Origin of the sequence: Flocculibacter collagenilyticus (assembly GCF_016469335.1) — a bacterium.
GTDB classification, from domain to species: domain Bacteria; phylum Pseudomonadota; class Gammaproteobacteria; order Enterobacterales; family Alteromonadaceae; genus Flocculibacter; species Flocculibacter collagenilyticus.
This window is the reverse complement of record NZ_CP059888.1, coordinates 319,708-339,274: the sequence shown is the minus strand read 5'-3', so window position 1 is coordinate 339,274 and position 19,567 is coordinate 319,708. Positions and strand designations below refer to the sequence as shown.

Genomic DNA, 19,567 nt, shown 5'->3' with positions numbered 1-19,567 from the left:
TTGTTTCTGTGACTTTGTTAAAAAAATTCATCATATTCGGTTTAATTTGCATTTTACTAGGTAGCTTTGGGCTTCTTGGGATGTATTTTTATGTTAAAAATGAACTACCTAGCGTTGAGGTTTTAAAAGAGGTACGTTTGCAAACGCCCATGAAGGTTTATAGCAAAGATGGCCAACTTATTTCTCAATTTGGCGAAAAAAGACGCATCCCTCTTGCACTTGATGACATTCCTCAACAACTTATTAACGCCTTCCTAGCTACCGAAGATAGTAGATTTTATGAACATCCAGGCATTGATATTGTTGGCTTGATGCGCGCAGTTTTCGGTGAAGTTATTGGTCAAAATAAAGGTGGTGGTAGTACCATTACTATGCAAGTCGCGCGTAACTATTTTGACCTAACACGAGCTCGCAGTTACATCCGAAAATTAAAAGAAATCTTCATTTCATTGCATATAGAACAAATTCTAACCAAAGACGAGATTTTAACCCTTTATCTAAATAAAATTCCGCTAGGTCACCGCTCATTTGGTGTGGGTGCTGCTGCACAAGTTTATTATGGCAAAGATGTTTCTGAATTAACGTTAGCACAAATGGCCATCATCGCCGGATTACCAAAAGCACCGTCGACCCTGAATCCGATTAGCCGCCCAGAGCGTGCAAAAAATCGCAGAGCAGTAGTGCTTGGCCGCATGCTTGAAATGGGATTTATCACTAAACAAACTTATCAAGCTACGAAAGAAGCTCCGATTACAGCGAAGCGTCACGGTGCTCAAATTACCGCACCAGCGCCTTACGTTGCTGAAATGGTGCGCCGTGAAATGGTAGACCGTTTTGGCGCTGAAGAAGCATATACCGGTGGCTACCAAGTTTACACCACCATCATTGCTAAAAATCAGATCGCAGCTCAACAGGCAATTATAAATAATTTACATGACTATGATATTCGTCATGGCTACCGTGGAGTAGAAAAATATTTATGGCAAGAGCCTATTATGACTGTAGCACCTGACTCAAATACCGGTAGTCTTCAAATTAGCACTCCTGAAGAGCAAGTCGCCAATGCAGCATTAGAACCTCGCCGTGACGACTCGATGGCCTGGGATGCAGATGCCATTGCCAATGCCTTAAAATACAAAAAGTCTTATGGTGATTTGCAACCAGCAGTGGTTACTTCAATTACTGAGAAAACTGCTTACATTCAACTTAAAGATGGAAGCTATGATGTTTTAGATTGGCAAGGCATGGCTTGGGCACGCCCTTATATTAACGACTCAACACAGGGCGAAGCGCCAACACGCACTTCAGATATTATTGAGCCTGGCGCACTTATTTATGTAAAACCTAACTCAGAAGGTCGGTTACAGTTAAGTCAATTACCTAAACCAAGTAGCGCTTTGGTATCACTATCACCGCAAAATGGTGCGATAGAAGCCATCGTTGGAGGTTATAACTTTTATTTAAGCGAATATAATCGAGCCACACAAGCGAAACGTCAGGTCGGTTCGAATATAAAACCATTTTTGTATTCGGCCGCACTCGATAATGGCTATACCCTTGCCTCTGTCATTAACGATGCACCTATTAATAAGTGGGACAAACGCCAAGGCGTGGCATGGCGACCAAAAAACTCTCCACCTGTTTACGATGGCCCAACTCGAGTGCGCCGTGCACTCGCACAGTCAAAAAACGTGGTAGCCGTTAGGCTGTTACGTGGTACAGGATTAAACCAAGTCACTGATCACTTAATCAAGTTTGGCTTTGCACCAGACGATCTCCCTTTTAATGAGTCTCTCGCGCTGGGTTCAGCAGCATTAACACCACTTGAATTAGCCACTGGTATTGCAACCTTTGCCAATGGTGGTTTTTTAATTGAGCCATATTTAATTGAAAGAATTGAAGATAGTTTTAATCAACCCGTTTACCAAGCAAAACCCCTAACGGTTTGTCCTGAGTGTGAAACTTACGAAGAGCTTGACGACTCGCAATTTCCTCTCGCACCGCGAATTATTAGTGCCGAGAATGCATTTTTAATTGCACAAGCGATGGAAAGTACAATTTGGGGTGGTGGGAGCTGGAAATACAAAACAGCTTGGATGGGTACCGGTTGGCGTGCGCAAGCCCTTAAACGTAAAGACATTTCTGGTAAAACCGGCACAACAAATGACGCAAAAGATACTTGGTTTTCAGGCTTTACTCCAGGCTTGGTTACAACAGTATGGACAGGATATGACGACCCTAATCGTAGTCTTGGCCGCACGAGTAACTTTAAACACGTTATAGATGATCAAATCGTTGGCGGTGAGGCAGGTGCTACCGCAGCACTGCCAGCATGGATTGAATATATGAAAACCGCACTTGCTGATTTACCAGAAAGAACGATAGATATTCCGAAAGGTATTATGAGTGTACGCGTCGACTTAAAAACGGGCTTATTAGCAACTAAAAATGACTACACATCACGATTTGAGTTTTTTATGCAGGGCACTGAACCGACTCAATATGTAACCGACGATAGGGCCCCTATCGTATTCGATTTAGATGATGAAGCAAAAGTAGAAGAAGAGCAGGAGCTATTTTACTAGCTCGCTGCTTTTTGGTAGACCCCATCAAATACCACCTGCCATGCAGGCAAATCGTTAGATGAAGTTTCTGACGGCAGGCTTGCTTCTCCTTGAAGCTCATCGTTGCGTGCAGGTTGTTGATTTAAGTTTTTTGGCAACTTACGCTGTGCCCAAACTTGACGAACCGTCCCATCTTGGTTTGCTGTCCATGTAATTTTATGGTGCAGCACCGCGCCATCGGCAGCCACTCCTTTTCCGGTTAATTCCATTTTTTTATTTGTCGCATTGCCGCTAAGCTGTAATAACAATCCCGTATTATCAGTCCATGTTTGGTGCCATTGCTTCGTTTGTAAGTCATAAATATTTAAACTTTTGCCTTTATAGCCCTGAGCGGTGCTGTATTCTTCTAAAATGACACAGCCATTTAAAATTTTACTTATATTGTTACTCGCGGGAGGTAAAGACTTGTTACTTTGCAGAGTATTACTCACGCTCCACTTACCTAGCCAAAAATCAAACGCTTGATATTCAGGTGTTTGGCATGCTTTATTTTGCGCCGCTACATCTGAAGCCATCACCGCTACTCCTAAGCAGAGTATTTTTATATAGTGTTTCATTATTAGTCCTCAGTATTTTTATTATTTTTTGAGTGAACATTATGTTGACGCCGCTTTATATAATCAGTCGGTGTACAACTAAACCAACGTAAAAAGGCGCGACTAAAATTACTTTGGTCCGAAAAGCCTAGTCGAAATGCAATGTCGTTGAGCGTTAAATTATCGCGTTTTAAATATTCTAACGATTTTTGCTGCTTATACTGATCTAATAAACCACGGAATGTCCAACCCTGCTCTTGCAGCTTTCGACGTAATGTACGTTCAGACAAACATAATTCTGCGGCAATCGTTGCTTGATTAATATCACACGCCACTTCAAAGCCCTGAAACTCGTACAGCACCCGATTAACAAAATTGGGCGCATACATTTTTTCCATTGCCTGTTGGGCAACTTGCTCGTTAGTTTTGGCGAGTTTAGAACAACCAAACAATAGCGGCTTCGATAACGCCTCATTGCATAACCAATATTTCAATACTGGTCTGCCATATTCAATGCGCCCGTTAAAATATCTCGCATACCGCTGTGTATTAGCCGGCACACTTCTAATAAGCTCAATTTTATAAGGCGTCACTTCTCCTAAGCTAACATCACTAATCATTTTGTGAAGCACAATTAATGCAATATCAAACTCGGGTACATACTGGCTAAACGCATTTTGCGGATGAAAACATACTGCGCAGTGATGTTGCTCTTCTTGGAGTGTTACAGCTAAAGAGTCGGTCATTAACGGGTGGTATTTTACTAAGCATGATAAAAAGTCAGCCATGGTGTGGCTTGCATACAGCGCAAACCCCAGCCCTTGAATATGCTGAGGCTTAAATAGTTTCACCATATTGAAGATAAATTGATCATCTTTTGCTACCGCCATGGCTCGGCAACATAACGATTGCAGCTTCACTACACCAATTCGATCTGTTGCTGTATTAATTAACTGATCATAATCTAAGTCAATTTCGGCCAATAACGAGCTAACATCAACCTGTTCCTGCTCTAAGCCACGGATAATTAATAACAGCCAACTCACCAGTGTAGTTTGTTGAAACGCACTGTTTTGCTTAGATTTTTTGTCAATTAGTATTGGATTCACTGAATTAATTACACTCTTACTCTACTTCAAGCTGCATGTTTCTTCGCTTTATATAACTAAGTATGCACCATCAAGCAGGATTAATATATGTCCTAATTTGAATAAAACTTGTCCCCTAAAGACCATTAATACCGCGACGAGTTGATTATAGTGAAGCCCTTGTTAAGAGAGGGCAATAATAAACGAGTATGTAAGCAGTTACTCACATAACAACCTTTCTACACGCCGGTAAAATGCATTTGCAGCGTGAAATAACATTTTGTGTGCACATAGTGGGCGAGAGCGTTCATCAATATATCAACAAGAAACCCAACCAAGGTCACCTGTTGTATGAACCTCTCGTCTTTTTTATGGCATATAAAGGCGCCATCGAACAAGACCACCTACACTAATACACGTTTAGCAATATCATTTGTTATTAACTTAATTTACCTATCATGCTTTACAAACATAAAATAGCGGGTATCGTTTGCCTATAATTTAAGGGCGAATGCTCTTTACCGTATTGCTTGGAGCTATTATGTTTGATCTACCTAAACTGAATACTAAAGATGTTGTTTCAGAGCAAGAGTGGCAGCTACGCATCGACTTAGCCGCTTGTTATCGTTTAGTTGCACATTTTGGCTGGGATGACTTAATTTATACGCACATCTCGGCGCGTTTACCGAACACCGATCACTACTTGGTTAATCCTTTTGGCGTTGCCTTTGATGAAGTAACTGCATCAAACCTCGTTAAGGTAGATTTACACGGTAATATTATTGACGAAACACCGTTTCAGATTAATCCAGCGGGTTTTACCATTCACAGTGCTATTCATGAAGTTCGAGAAGATGCTCATTGCGTGTTGCATCTACACACTAATGCCACGATTGCTGTAGCCACGCAACAAGATGGCCTATTGCCTTTATCACAGTATTCTATGTTTTCATTGTCCTCATTAAGTTATCACGGTTATGAGGGACTGGCTGTAAACGATGATGAAAAACAACGCTTGCAACAAGACTTAGGGAATAACAACCATTTGTTATTACATAATCACGGTGCACTTACCTGTGGTCCCACGGTCGGGGATGCCTTGATGCGTATGTATGACCTACAACGCGCCTGTGAAATCCAACTGCTTATTCAGTCATCCGGACAACCTACCATCAAAGTACCACAACAAATTCTTGATGGCATTTATCAGCAGGCAAATGTTGTTCACTCTGGTAAAACGGGTGGACAAAAAGCATGGCCAGCTATGTTACGCAAAGCCTATAAATTAGATCCAAGCTTTGCGAGTTAACAAACCAACTGTTTTACACTAAGATCGTACATAGTTTGCGATCTCTCTACTTTTTAAATTAATCATGCGGAAAATTAAATGAAAATTACTCGCGTAGAAATTTTTGATATTCATTGCCCAAAGCGTCCTGTTTGGACACCTGTATTTGTGCGCATTCATACTGACGAAGGTATTACAGGTGTGGGTGAAGCCGGCTTAGCATACGACTTAGGACACAGCGCAGCAGCGCATATGATTAAGGAATTTGCTGAAGAAATGCTCATTGGTTGGGATCCATTCCAAACCGAACTATTGTGGTCGCGCATGCTACGTGAAAGTTTTTGGGGGTTAGGTGGCGGCCCAGTGATTTATTCTGCAATGAGCGCTATTGATACCGCACTGTGGGATATTAAAGGCAAAGCATTGAATCTACCCGTTTATCTGCTACTTGGTGGCAAACATAATGATAAGCTGCGCACCTATGCCAGCCAATTACAGTTTGACTGGGATAAGGAAGTTACCAAGTTATTCAACCCTGACGACTACGGCACTGCAACCGAAAAAGCCATTGCAGAAGGTTATGACGCGGTAAAAGTTGACCCAATTGTTTACGATAAAGACGGCAATACTCATTTTGATCGCACTAAACTATTTACGCGCGATGAAATGAATTTGTTCCGCGCTCGACTTCAAGCCATGCGCGATGCTGGCGGTGAAAATATGGATATTATTTTTGAGTGTCACAGCTTACCTGGCGCAACCACAGCCGTTCAATTAGGCGAACTGGTCGAAGAATTCAACTGCTTGTATTATGAAGAGCCGGTTAACTACCTAAACTCTAAACTACATAAAAAAGTGTCAGATCGAGTAAATGCTCCCATCGCTGGCGGTGAACGTTTGTATAATCGCTGGGGTGTTCGCCCATACTTAGAAGAACAAAGTGTGGATGTGCTGCAACCCGATATCGGTTTATGTGGTGGCTTTACTGAAACCAAAAAAGTGTGCGATTACGCTGATATATATGACGTACGTATTCAGGCGCATGTATGTGGCGGCCCTGTAGCAACAGCTGCTGCTCTTCACCTTGAAACCGCTATTCCTAACTTCCTTATCCACGAACATCATACCTACGCAACAAAAGAGTGGAATAGAGAGCTTTGTATTGAAGATTTACAGCCTGAAAATGGGTTCTTTACAGTATCCGATAAGCCTGGCTTAGGGATCGAGCTAAATGATGACGTTGTCATGAAATCAACGCGTTTAGAAGTGAAGTAAGATCTTAACAAAAGCCATCATGGCTTTATTTGGTTGATTCAAGATCCTGTAACAGACTTTGTGTAACTAGCTATCTTAAATCCTCACAGGGTTGATTGATAGCTAGCTAGTTACACAGATTTCGTTACAGTCTCTGCGGTAGTGCATTTGACATCGCGACAATGTCAGCCATTACGCGCTTTTCACCTAATGAAGCTAAAAAGGATAAATGTTCAAGCACAGGCACTTTTTTTAAGTTGTCTAATTTAGGCTCACCACCTAGTGCAAGGGCAGGCTCAAAACCATACATTTCGTCGGAGAATAACTCTCCGAGCTTTTCTACAGCACGCTCAAAAAGGGGGGTGTCATCTAGATCAAGGTTTTCAAGTGACTTTTTACGTTTGGTTGCAAAAAAGCTATCCAAAACAGAATCCTTACCCCTAGCAATGACTTTCTCAGTCATATCTGTTGGAAAAATCATTCCATAACTTGATTCAATAGTAATACTTTGACCAGAAGTTTCTCCCCAAATAAACAACTCTCCAAATGCGCCGCGAGCAATCACATAATAATTATCGTTCCCTTCAAAAGATGTCCCTTGCAGCCATTCCTGCAAAATATCTTCATAATCTTCTGGATTTACTGTCCAAAGCAATCCATCACCCCAACCGCAAAAGCCATATTCTTGCCAGTACTCTAATAGCCTGTCCGGTAACCTGCCTTTGTACTTATCTAAAATTGCTTGGCTAGGGGGGATACTTTTTATCGCAGGCCCAAAGCCTGCGAAATTATAAAAATTATCAAATGCCTTATTCATGAAAACTAATTTTTAATTAACCAAAAGCTTTATTAATTAGAGCATCTTTATCAAGTAGCTCAAGTTGCCCAAATGAAGCCAGCACAGCTAAGTGGGCAAATATATTAACTTTCTTTACATTTTCTAATTCGGGGGCTCCTCCAAGAAATAATGCTGGCTCAAAAGCATACACTTCATCGTAATTTAATTCTCCATGCGCAACTTTGCACTGTTCAGCTAATAGCTCTCCATTCGAATTTTCTATATCGATAGACTCTGGATCCTGTTTGTAAAAAAACATTTTTATAGCCTTTTCGACATTGTTATCCTCAATATCTTGTATATTTCCTTTTTTTTCTATAACCCAACCTTGGGTTGGGATTAGCTCATACTTAAACCCTGTTTTTTCTCCCCACAAATATAAGTCACCATATGCACTTCGAGCTATTACATAGTACGAGTCTTTTTCTACTATTTCTGTTTCACCTAACCAAGCTTCTAAAGAGTCTTCGTAGTGTTCAGGGTTGACTAGCCAAAACAGCCCGCTTTTAAAGCTACAGAAGCCATATTCTTTCCAATAAGCGAGTAAACGATCTGGTAATTTTCCTTTGTATTTTTTAAAGATATATTCTTCAGCATCTACATGTTTATTTGGTGTTCCAAATTCTTCTAGAAAACACTCAAAGTATTCATCAAGCTCGAATGTAATAGCCATTATTTACACCTTTCTAATTCTATATTCATCATTGCATTTGCCCCCTGAGATTTATATGCAGCCATAGCAGCTGAGTCCATACTTTCTACCCTATTATTTTTTGCCCATTGTGATCCCAGTGAAGAGTTGACATTCTTGTTTCCTAACTTACTTATTTTATCATGCCCTCCAGCAATCAAGTCTGGATCGTGCAGTGCGGCAAGTTGTGACATTTGCTCTTTAGATTTTTCTTTTGCTAGACGTTTAGCTTCCTTCAGGTTGGTGCCTTTTGCCTCTAGGCTATCGAGCATTGATGAATAGATCTCTTTTTCGAGTAGTTTTCTCGCAGACGTCTGAGCTGCACCGTTATTTGTTAATAATTTTCTAGCTTCTTTGTGTCCATACTTTTCAGTTAAGCGATTTAGTGTTTCTCGGTTTGTTAAGTACTCGGAAACCGTCATTTTATTTATTCCGTTCTGTTGGGCTTTTAACTGTTTATAAAACTCCTTTTCTAAGGCTTTCTTCCCACCTTTAAAGTTTTTTGCTAAATCAACACCCGGCGTAAAACATGGTGGCTTATACTTCTTCATTAATACTAACCTAGCCGTTTTAACTTTATCTCCTTTTGGAGGAAATATCTCATCCGTTCTTACCCTCTTCGGCTCATTCGTCTTGCCTCGATGCGGTAATTCCCCTTCATACTTCTGTATCGCTTGATTGACTTTCCCTTCAATCTGGCTGGTAGCGCGGTTAATACCTTGGTCGATTTTCGGTAACAAATTACGCAGGGCTTGTTCGGTGTGGGTAAAGTTCTCAACCACTTCTCTTGGTAATGACCAGCGGATGAAGGCGGTGTTTAAGATTTCGTTTAACGCATCGGCCACGGTGGTGATTTTTTCTTTAATCAGTTGGCTGCTTTGTTTGCCTAAGTCTTGCCAGTCTATCTTGTTGATATAGGCGATAGGGTCGCCGTAACCGAGTTTTCTAAGTACTGCGGCGGCGTTGGCAATGGCGTTGTCGATGTTTTTGACAATCACTTTGCCTACGCCTTTGACTGCGGAGCCAACAACAGGCACAAAGCCTATGCCTGTGAGAGTGAGGGCTATCCAACCGTCGGTGTCGTTGGCGTCATTATCATCGGTCAGTAGCATGGCGTTGGCACACACATCACGACAATCCATGATTTGGTCGACAACAGGTATCATTGAGATAAGGCTGCCCACCACAATTTGGCTGGTGCTGGGATGTTCGTTAAAGTCGCCTTGTAAGGTGCCCCATAACCAATCACCCGCTTGTGCACCCAGTTGGCCTGCTTGGTCGAGTAGGCTGGTATCGCCTTGCTCCACCATTTTGACCGCTTGTGTTGGGGTGATTTTACCGTATAGCGGATTGGGGATGGTGTGAGCGTCTTTTAATTGGTAGTCGCGAGTGTCTTCACCGAGCTGAATTAAGTACTGCCCTAATGGCATGTTGGGGATAGTGGCTTGCCCTTGGCCGTCTAATTGCCCACTGACTTGGGTGCCGTCACTGACGGTCAGGATATAAGGGGCGTGTTGCACTGGCTCGCCATCTTGGTATTGATAGGCTAACTGAATATCGTTCGGAGTCACATCTGCAACGGTGTCGTCATTTAGCGTTAATGGCGGTACGCGTGGAATGGTACTTGGTGACACTGTACTCGGTGCACTGGCCGTCTCTGGTCCACTAATTTGATAATCAACAGGGCCGTCTAGGGTAATCATTGCGCCGTTTAGGGTGAGCATGTCTTTACCGATGAGACTAACGTTACCTTGGCTGTCGAGCTTAATTTCTCCGCCTTGGTTGTGCAGACGCATCTCACCTTGGCCTGTGCCTTTAATGGTGATATTGCCATCCACCTGTAACACGGTGCTGCCTTGCGGTACGCTGAGGTTAATAGCGCCGTTGGGGGTGTTGATGGCAATATCGCTGTTAGCATGGGCATTCACACTGCGACCACTTAACCAGCTGATATCGGCGTTGGCAGTGTGGGTTTGGCTGCCGGTGTGCGTGTCTAACGTGGTGGCTGCTTGATAATGCATACTGTCTTTGGCGGTGGTTTGGCTAACCTTGCCAGTAACATCAATGCATTGATTGCCGTGTACCACATAACGTACATCGGCCTCTTCTGCGTGCAGGCATAAATCGGTGCCTGCATATAAATTCACGCTGCCAAACCGACTCACCCATTCCAACATGGGTTGAGTACTGCCATTTAACACAATGTGCTGCGCACTTTGCTCAGGGGTTACCCCTAAGGTGTGTAATAAAATTTGCGGGGCGGTGGGGCTGTCATCAAATAATAGTTGATGGCCTGCACTGCTGGTCAGTCGGTTATGGTGTGGCGTGGCTGAGGTCACCACGGACGGTTGTGCTTCGTTCATGCAAAACCCGACAATATAACTCTGATTCGGGTCGTTGTTCATGCAGCCAACTAGTACTTGGCTGTCGTTGACTAAAGGAAAATGCCAGCCTGTGGCGTGTGGTTGATTGGCGCAGGCATACATGGCGAGCTTTTTGAGTGGCCGCCCACCTTGGCCAACTGCACGTGCTGTATCATCAAATGCTAACCGTGTTATATAGTCACCCTGTGCGGTTAATTGGGCATACTGACTGGGTGACTCGACACGCGCCGAAAATAGCATGGGTTTATCAGTAGGACGCGGCATGGTTGATTTATACGGCGTACTACGGGGAATACAGATAACCGTACAACTGTGCTTACTTAAGCCGTCTTGGCGTGATTCATCAGCAGGTTGTTGACTGGTGTGCGACACCTTAATACATAAGTAATCGCCACTGGCATTTAAGCGTGAGCGGTCATCAAGGGTAAAGCTACATCCGGCAAAGATATCTGGCACATTACCGGTGAGTGTCAATGTGGTGGCTAAGGCTTGTTGAGCGAGGGTTTGATGGGTTGCGAATGATGCGGCGACTGATACCGTTTCAGCGACTGGCTCATAATGGGCAAGGTGCTTACCTTGGCCTGCCCGAGCAGCATTAGCACGCGCAGCCGCGGTGTCGTTATCGGGATGACTGCCATGACGCAGTGGTGGGTGCGACAATGTAGTGGTGGTCACTCGATTGGCGGTATAGCGGCATCGTTCTTCGATACTGTTAAAGCCAACAAACGGCAGGCGTGCTCGGCCCTGTGTTTGGTTACTGGTATTAGTACCAGTATTGGTATTGGTACTGGCATCCCCATGAAGCTCAGAGCTTTTATCAAGCTGTAACCCCGCACGGTCAAACCCATACGAAGAATACACCGCAATAGCCGTACGAGATAAATACGGGCTACGTAAATTGCCATCACTAATGACCAGTATTTCTTGCTGATGCTGAGTTTCAAACCAATACAATAAGCCGTATTGCGCCACAATGCGTTGAAACAACTGATAGTTTGATTCCATGGCCTGCACAAACTGCGGGCAACCAGGAAGCGATTGAGACAAGCGCCAATCAATTTGGCTAGGATGATAACCGGCTTCACTGGCTAAACAGGTTAACAAGGTAGCAACATCGGTATCAACAAACACCCGACTGTGCTCGGTGCCTTGGAGTGCTTCTAAGCGAGAGGTTAAGGTAATAGCAAAACGACGATAAGGAACAGGCACGTGATGGGTGCTGCTATTAGACAGCATAAAACCGCCACGTGCTTCCACTTCGCACACCGCGCCCGCTAACATACGGGAGTGGCCGTCTGGGGCAATAAACTCCAGCACCACGCTTTGGCCTAATATAGAAAAACAATCAACCGTTTGAGGGACTTCTATCCAAACACAATAACGAAATGCACCGTTTAACTGCTCTTCGCCTGCCACATGCATCACCGACAAACGCGAATCTAAACAATGCAACGCAATGCGCGTACGTGACAGGTCCTTTGTCATGGGGAATACCTCTAACTTGTAAAAATATATTGATAAATATGAGGCAGGAATGTTACTTAATGGTCATTAGCATATCAACAAATAAATAACACTTTTTTATAAACTCTGATCTGCGGCACTAGAGACTATATTATCTTCTTCGTGACTTTCGCCTTCTTGGGTGATGATTCTGCTTGGGAATGTAATATTCGGCTGCCAAGACTGCCACTTATCTTCTCTGTCTTCTGCCAAGATAAACTGTGTCCCCTCTTTTACAATGGCTCCTGGCTCATTCGGTGTTGCGAAACTAACGCCACCACTTAATAAGCTAACCATCGGATTCGCCGACATCGACACACCTAGCAAACTCATATCAAATTCCAATCCACTTTGCTCCCAAAACACACTATTCTCTCTTAATAACTGGTTATAAGGTTCATGCACTTGTGCATACAGAATCACGTTTTGACTGGTAAGCTGATAAGCATAGATTTTACCTACTGGTACTTGCTTATAAAAAATATCATCACCTGGTGAAATATTGTGGAGTTGATTACTAATTAATTTAATTTTGACGCCTTCTTTTTTGATTATTGGCGGTTTTTCTAAGGCGATAAACTGACGCTTAGCTTCACCCTCACCAGCTTTAAACGTAATATAAGGCCCTGACACTAGTGTTTTAATGCCTTTTAATCCACTTGCACTGATTTCAGGCCGAACCACCCAAAACTGGGTGTTGTCACGAATAAGTGGTAGCACTTTTTTATCCACTTTTAAGCTTACATTCACCTGCTTTACATCATCGCTGAGCGTAATTTCCTCTATATCGCCAATATCAACCCCCATGTAACGTACTCGGGTTTGCCCTTTTTTAATGCCATCAGCGTCATTCACTATTAATGTAATCATTTCACCTTCAGGTGGTAAATTACGCCATACAATAAAACTGGTTAGTGCTATGGCAAAAATTGGAATAAGCCACTGCCAATGATGACTGTTGGACGATTTCACTTTTGCTTTATTTGTCATAACTACACTTCTTCTTTGGATTGTTTAAGGCGGGATTCAGCACTGCTTTCGTGTGCAGAATTGGTGTCATTCTTTTTAATCTCGTTTTTTGGCCACAATAAACGACTATCAAAAATTTGTGATGCTATTAACGTAGAAATCACTACCCCAGCAAAAGCCACCACGCCTGGGCCAGGTTCAATTCGCGCTAAATCTTGTAGCTTTACCAAGGCCACTAAAATCGCCACCAAAAATACATCCAGCATCGACCAAGGCCCCAATTTATCTACCCAGTGTAATAATTTAACTTGGTTTTTCTTGCTCAACCATGACGTTCTTTTTGCCAGTAATAATAAGTACAGCAGCACTAAAATTTTTACAATTGGAATAACGATACTGACTAAAAACACCAGTACCGCCAAGCCCACCATACCATCGCCATACAAACTCATAACACCACTAAAAATCGTATTTTCAGTGCTCCGCCCCATGTAAGTCATGATCAGAATAGGATAATAGTTGGCAGGAATATAAAGAATGAGAGCAGCAATAATTAACATTAATGCTGGACGGTTATGACTCTGGGTTGCTTTAATTAAGGTATTTTCACAGCGTCCACAAATCAGATCTTCATTTTCGTTGGGAGGGTGATACTGTTGCGTTAAGCCACAGCACGGACAAACGATATTCATGGCTGTTGCTCCGTTTGTTGCTCGTTGTGCTTATTTTCAGGTTGCTTACTTTTATCGCTTTTAGTCTTATTTGGGTTGTCGTCTTCGGGCTTTTCATCATCGCTGATTAAGGACTTAAAAGAAACCGAGTTCTCTAACTTTGCTTTAATGGCCTCTACAAATGCATTTCTTAATACCCCTATAAATGCCTGCCAACTTCCCACTTCCAGCTCGTCAAATGACCCCGACAGAGGGATTTTTGTCGCAATTTGATCTTCACTTTGATTTTCGAGTAACTCTGCAATACCGCCTGAAAACATCTCTGCAAGAATAGATAACAACCCATCTTTATCTTCAATCACATCCCCTTTCCATGTAAAAACTTCTACATCTTTTAATACTGGTTTAATGTAACCGAGTAATTCACCATCATCGCTTGCCAATTCAATTGCCATATCTAAAATGCCCGCTTCTAAATCAAATGGCGCATAATGGTTAAATATATTTTCAAAATTGGATAAAGCCACACTTTCTACCACCATGTTTACATCAAAAGTAGGCTTAGGTGTATTGGGGTTTAACGACGCTTCAATGGTCAATGTGCCCGTTTCTTGCGTTTTTCCTGTTGCATTTAATGAGGCATTTAATTCTTTCGCTACTTCGCGGCTATTCACTAAGTTTAATAAGGTGGCATTGACATCCGTTAAGGCAGCGTGAATTTCAGGCTTTGCGTCTTCATTATGAAATTGAATTTTGCCTTGGTTAATTTGTAACTTATCAATGCGGAGCGGAAAGAGTTGCTGCGCTAACATTAACCAGTTTTCCGATGTGCCGGTTTGTTTATCTTCCTCTTTTTCGGCATCAACAAAGTTGATCGTGGGTTGTTCTAATAACACGGTGCCTACAACTGCACCATCAATTAATGCTGACCATAGCAATGAAAATTCAAGGTGTTTCACTTCAAAAAATGGATGTTCAATATCACCCTCTTTTTTCTTCAACACCACATTATCGATTTGATAGGCACCACGCCATAAACTTAATCCAACATTACCCACGCTGCCAGTATAATCTTCCGCCTTGTTTAGTGTGTCATTGATATACCACTTAATGGTTGGCGGAAGTGCGATACGCAAGGCAATCAATATCAAGCCTACAACTACTAACCACATGAGTAATTTTTTCGATCGTGCTAAGTCATGCATATTTTCCGTGATCCTTGCTAAATAGTGTTCAGCTTATTTATCAATCATGTAGGGGGTGAGAAGCGTTACTTAGTCATAACGTGCATCTCACCAGACCTACTCGCTAATCTCTGTGCTTATGCGCAACCCCTTCTTGTTCTACTTTTTCTTGCGCCCATTGATGATCATCAACATCAGCCTCTAATCCATTATCGCGTTGCCCTTCATTATCTGTGGCATGAAATGCCAGCTCAGTTAATAGCGGGAAATGGTCTGAACCAAACTGAGGTAAGCGCTTAATACTGGTTAGTGTGAAGTGGCTACTATGAAATAAATGGTCAAGCGGCCAGCGCATAAACCAGTGCTCAGCATGAAAGGTGTTAAACATGCCTCGTCCAACTCTGGGGTCAAGCAGTCCGCTAATTTTTCTAAATAATCTTGTTGTCGCAGACCATGCCACATCATTTAAATCGCCTGTCACAATAACTGGCACAGAGCGATTTTTAACGCTTTTGGCAATCACAATTAATTCGGCGTCACGTTCCGATGATTCATCATTCTCTGTTGGACTGGGAGGCGCAGGGTGTAAAAAATGCGCTCTGATTTTGGCGCCACAAGGTAAAGTAATAAACGTATGCATTGATGGCACATCTTCTTCCACAATGTACTCTAGCTTGCAGTCATTAAGTGGTAAGCGCGAATATACATGCATACCATATAAATTATCTAACGGGCATTTAATGGTGTACATATATTCTGGCTCAAGTGTATCTAGCTGTGACTGCCACCATTCGTCCGATTCTAATGTCACTAATACATCTGGCGCGTATTTGTGCACTAAGTCTAATAAGCCTTGCGCATTCCGGTTGGTTGTTAGCACGTTGGCTGTCAATATTCTAATTGACGACGGATCTGCTGGCGATATGGCTCCGCCCTTTTCAGGCTCATGCGATGGCTCACAATCTTGGGTACTTTTCACCTCTTTTTTAAACCATGGTGTATAAGGAAATATCCACCAAATTTGATACATCCCACATAATAATGCAGCAATCATCAACACGTATACTTCTGGCTGGGTATAATCAAGCAAAGCGGCTTCAAACAGAATGAGTAATAACGCCATCACTAAAAACTGAAATCGAGGAAAATCACAGGCACGCACCCACCAAGCTTCGTAGCGCCAAATAGGTAACAGCGTAAAAATAATTAGGGCTAATGTGAACGCCGCTAACGTTAAATAGGTAAAAGTACATATAACTTCATGTGTACACATCAAAACCTTAAAGACCTCAAATAGTTAGAACAATAGACCTCAACAGCTTAGCATAGTCTGATTTCAATAATTTGGCTAAAAAACGATTAAAATAATCTGTTTGCTAAGTAAAAAAGCCTACATAACGATTAGATATTCAAATAAATATCATATCTAGTTACAAGTTCGATTAAACGGAAAGAAGGTAAATGGATTTTTTATGACAAAAAATTTGTTAAACTGCTCGACCATTTTTTAACTTACCCCAAATGCATGAAGCAAAGCAGAAAAAATTGGGGGGCTGGGCGTGTTAGCTCGCGTAGGAAGTAATATGTTTAAAAAACTCGCCTTAATATTGGCATGTATCTCATTACATGCGGTTGCAGCAATCCCATTTGATGATAAATTTAGGCAGCTTGATGAAGTGTTGCCCACACCCAATCAATATCGTACGGCATCTGGTGCTCCTGGCCACAAGTATTGGCAACAGCGTGCTGACTATAAAATTAATGTCACGATAAATGATAACAATCAAACCCTATCTGCATCTGAAACAATTACTTACTACAATAATTCACCAGACGAATTAACTTACCTGTGGTTACAACTTGATCAAAATCGCTTTAAAAAAGATTCCGATTTTAAGCTCACAAAAACCGCACCGTCATCAAAAAAAGTTAGCTTCTCAGCATTTAGAAATACCGTTGAAAGTGATCTATGGGATGGCGGGTACAACATCACTAATGTTGTAGACAATAAAGGCGAACCGTTAAATTACATTATCAACAAAACGATGATGCGCATTGACTTAGCAAAACCACTTAAACCCGGCAAAATTATTTCTTTTAGCCTTGACTGGGACTACAAAATTCGTGAACAAAAAGTGCTAGGTGGTCGTGGGGGTTATGAATACTTCAAAGAAGATGGTAATTACCTTTATGAAATAGCACAGTGGTTCCCGCGCATGGCGGCCTATTATGATGTCTACGGTTGGCAGAATAAACAGTTTTTAGGTAGCGGTGAGTTTGCCTTAGAGTTTGGTGATTATGAAGTTGCTATCACAGTTCCTGCGGATCATATCGTTGCTTCAACCGGCGTATTACAAAACAGTAAGGATGTACTAACAGACACCCAGCTTGAACGGTTAGAACAAGCTAAGACAGCAAATAAACCTGTAATTATTGTTAGCCAAGATGAAGCGATTGACAATGAAAAAGCCAGTACCGATGAAGTTAAAACATGGCGCTTCAAAGCAGAAAATGTAAGAGACTTTGCATTTGCATCAAGCCGTAAATTTATTTGGGATGCACAGGGCTACAAAAACGGTAATACCGATGTAATGGCTATGTCGTATTATCCTAAAGAAGGTAATCCACTGTGGGAACGCTATTCAACCGAAGCTATCATTCACACCATTGAGCATTACAATAAGTACAGCTTAGATTACCCATACCCAACTTCAATTTCAGTTAACGGTCCTGTGGGCGGCATGGAATATCCGATGATCACTTTCAACGGTCCTCGCCCAGTAAAAGATAAAAAAACAGGTGAATTAACCTACTCTCGCCGCACTAAATACGGCTTAATTGGCGTGATTATTCATGAAGTTGGCCACAACTACTATCCTATGATTATTAATTCAGATGAACGTCAATGGACGTGGATGGACGAGGGACTCAACACCTTTGTACAATTCTTAGCCGAGCAAGCATGGGAAGAGAATTACCCATCACGTCGCGGCGAAGCACGTAATATTACCGATTACATGAAAAGTAGTAAGCAAGTGCCCATTATGACGAATTCAGAGTCAGTACTTCAGTTTGGTAATAACGCGTATGGTAAGCCTGCAACCGCATTAAACATATTACGCGAAACCATTATGGGCCGTGAACTATTTGATTTTGCATTTAAAGAATATGCCCGTCGTTGGCAATTTAAACGCCCAACGCCCGCCGACTTTTTTAGAACAATGGAAGATGCGTCAGGTGTTGATTTAGATTGGTTTTGGCGCGGTTGGTTTTATACCACTGATCATGTAGATATTTCATTAGATGCCGTAACCAAGGTAACGGTCGATACACAAAATCCTGATATCGAAAGTGAATGGCAGCGCGAACAGTATAAAACTGAGCCAAAATCCATTACTCAACAACGTAATGCGGGTCAAGCAGTTCGTACTCAAACTAAACCAGAATTATTAGACTTTTATAACGAGCACGATAAGTTTACCGCCACCAATGCGCAGCGCAATAAATACAACAAAGCCATTAAGGGTTATGAAGATTGGCAGCAAGCTTTACTCAAAAATGATGATATTCATTATATTATCGACTTTACCAACCATGGTGGCCTAGTGATGCCGTTAATTTTAGCCATTGATTATGTAGACGGCAGTAAAGAAGAATTGCGCATTCCTGCTGAAATTTGGCGCCGTTCACCTAAACATGTCAGCAAACAATTAACACGTAAAAAAGAAATCCAATCCATCACACTTGATCCGCATTGGGAAACAGCAGACGTAAATGTGAATAACAACCATTGGCCTGCTCGTCCAGTCGAATCTCGCTTACAGCTTTTCAAGAAAAAGAAGAAAAATATGATGAAAGACTATAACGAGAAGCTGGCTCCGTTAAACGATGAAGCTGAACGCAAAGAAGAGCCGGGTCAATAATGGCGCGTTTGTTACTCATAATCTGTTTACTTGGGCTGTCGTTAAATGCGTTAGCCCATAAGTTTTACACTGGGATCACGGATATTCAGTTTAATCCTAATACAAACAGCCTAGAAATCATTCATCGCTTTGCGACTCATGACTTTGAACGACACTTAACTACGCTAAACGATAAGCGCATTAGTGCTGACGATAAAAAAGTATTTGAAGCAGCACTTAAACAGTACTTCAATCAACACTTTTCTGTGGCTTCCGTGCACACCAAAGCGAACACCAGCAATGATGTGACCCAGTTATTACCCATTCAGTGGATTGGTGTTGAACCGGGCATACATGAAACTTATATTTATCAAGAAGTACCAGGCTACAAATTGAATGGTAAATTACTGATCAGCAACTCAGTTCTGATGGATTACGCACACCAACAAGTAAACACTGTTAATCTTCAACTAACCCAGCATAAGCTCGCTAAAGCATTTACTTTTCAATCGCATAAGCAAGCTATGCCATAAAAATTTTAGCAAAATCTGAGACTACGACTATGCTTTATGTATCAATTTGTTAGACTAGTTTAAAACTGGCGACATAAACGTATTCGTTCCATAAAATCAATA

General features: G+C 42.0%; 14 protein-coding genes. 5 read left to right on the top strand and 9 right to left on the bottom strand.

The window, feature by feature from the left end; genetic code table 11:
- Positions 1–8 precede the first annotated feature (8 nt).
- On the top strand, positions 9–2,585 hold the full coding sequence (locus tag HUU81_RS01550; protein WP_199610532.1) for a penicillin-binding protein 1A: 2,577 nt from the start codon (positions 9–11) through the stop codon (positions 2,583–2,585).
- On the opposite strand, the gene HUU81_RS01545 is transcribed toward HUU81_RS01550, so the two are convergent.
- Positions 2,582–3,181 carry a hypothetical protein gene (locus tag HUU81_RS01545; protein ID WP_199610531.1) on the bottom strand — a complete coding sequence of 200 codons (600 nt, stop codon included), beginning with the start codon at positions 3,179–3,181 and terminating at the stop codon, positions 2,582–2,584. The two genes, HUU81_RS01550 and HUU81_RS01545, sit on opposite strands and share 4 nt — an antisense overlap.
- Before the next feature lie 2 nt (positions 3,182–3,183).
- Positions 3,184–4,269, bottom strand: coding sequence for an AraC family transcriptional regulator (locus HUU81_RS01540; RefSeq protein WP_199610530.1), 1,086 nt, complete (start codon positions 4,267–4,269; stop codon positions 3,184–3,186).
- A gap of 520 nt (positions 4,270–4,789) precedes the next feature.
- Between HUU81_RS01540 and HUU81_RS01535 the strand changes: the two genes are divergently transcribed.
- Complete coding sequence (locus HUU81_RS01535; RefSeq protein ID WP_199610529.1) at positions 4,790–5,557, top strand: class II aldolase/adducin family protein; 768 nt, start codon at positions 4,790–4,792, stop codon at positions 5,555–5,557.
- A 78-nt stretch (positions 5,558–5,635) separates the two neighbouring features.
- Positions 5,636–6,811 carry a mandelate racemase/muconate lactonizing enzyme family protein gene (locus tag HUU81_RS01530; protein WP_199610528.1) on the top strand — a complete coding sequence of 392 codons (1,176 nt, stop codon included), beginning with the start codon at positions 5,636–5,638 and terminating at the stop codon, positions 6,809–6,811.
- 124 nt (positions 6,812–6,935) lie between these two features.
- On the opposite strand, the gene HUU81_RS01525 is transcribed toward HUU81_RS01530, so the two are convergent.
- The 7 genes from HUU81_RS01525 to HUU81_RS01495 form a co-directional block, all read right to left on the bottom strand.
- Complete coding sequence (locus HUU81_RS01525; protein ID WP_199610527.1) at positions 6,936–7,607, bottom strand: GAD-like domain-containing protein; 672 nt, start codon at positions 7,605–7,607, stop codon at positions 6,936–6,938.
- Positions 7,608–7,623: 16 nt separating this feature from the next.
- Positions 7,624–8,301: a GAD-like domain-containing protein gene (locus HUU81_RS01520; protein WP_199610526.1), complete on the bottom strand. Its 678-nt coding sequence runs from the start codon at positions 8,299–8,301 to the stop codon at positions 7,624–7,626.
- Positions 8,301–12,188 (bottom strand): contractile injection system protein, VgrG/Pvc8 family, encoded by a 3,888-nt coding sequence (locus HUU81_RS01515; RefSeq protein ID WP_199610525.1) that lies wholly within the window; start codon positions 12,186–12,188, stop codon positions 8,301–8,303. Before HUU81_RS01515 ends, HUU81_RS01520 begins: the two co-directional genes overlap by 1 nt.
- 96 nt (positions 12,189–12,284) lie before the next feature.
- Positions 12,285–13,196, bottom strand: a complete 912-nt coding sequence (locus HUU81_RS01510) for an MlaD family protein (RefSeq protein ID WP_199610524.1) — start codon at positions 13,194–13,196, stop codon at positions 12,285–12,287.
- 2 nt (positions 13,197–13,198) lie between these two features.
- Positions 13,199–13,867 carry a paraquat-inducible protein A gene (locus HUU81_RS01505; protein WP_199610523.1) on the bottom strand — a complete coding sequence of 223 codons (669 nt, stop codon included), beginning with the start codon at positions 13,865–13,867 and terminating at the stop codon, positions 13,199–13,201.
- Entirely contained in the window at positions 13,864–15,051 is a 1,188-nt protein-coding gene (locus HUU81_RS01500; RefSeq protein ID WP_199610522.1) for a DUF748 domain-containing protein, read from the bottom strand. The genes HUU81_RS01505 and HUU81_RS01500 overlap by 4 nt, the downstream gene beginning before the upstream one ends.
- Before the next feature lie 103 nt (positions 15,052–15,154).
- Positions 15,155–16,303: an endonuclease/exonuclease/phosphatase family protein gene (locus HUU81_RS01495; RefSeq protein ID WP_199610521.1), complete on the bottom strand. Its 1,149-nt coding sequence runs from the start codon at positions 16,301–16,303 to the stop codon at positions 15,155–15,157.
- Between the two features lie 310 nt (positions 16,304–16,613).
- On the opposite strand from HUU81_RS01495, the gene HUU81_RS01490 reads away from it, so the two are divergent.
- Positions 16,614–18,953 (top strand): M1 family metallopeptidase, encoded by a 2,340-nt coding sequence (locus HUU81_RS01490; protein WP_199610520.1) that lies wholly within the window; start codon positions 16,614–16,616, stop codon positions 18,951–18,953.
- On the top strand, positions 18,953–19,465 hold the full coding sequence (locus HUU81_RS01485) for a DUF6702 family protein (protein ID WP_199610519.1): 513 nt from the start codon (positions 18,953–18,955) through the stop codon (positions 19,463–19,465). The genes HUU81_RS01490 and HUU81_RS01485 overlap by 1 nt, the downstream gene beginning before the upstream one ends.
- The last annotated feature ends 102 nt before the right edge of the window (positions 19,466–19,567 follow it).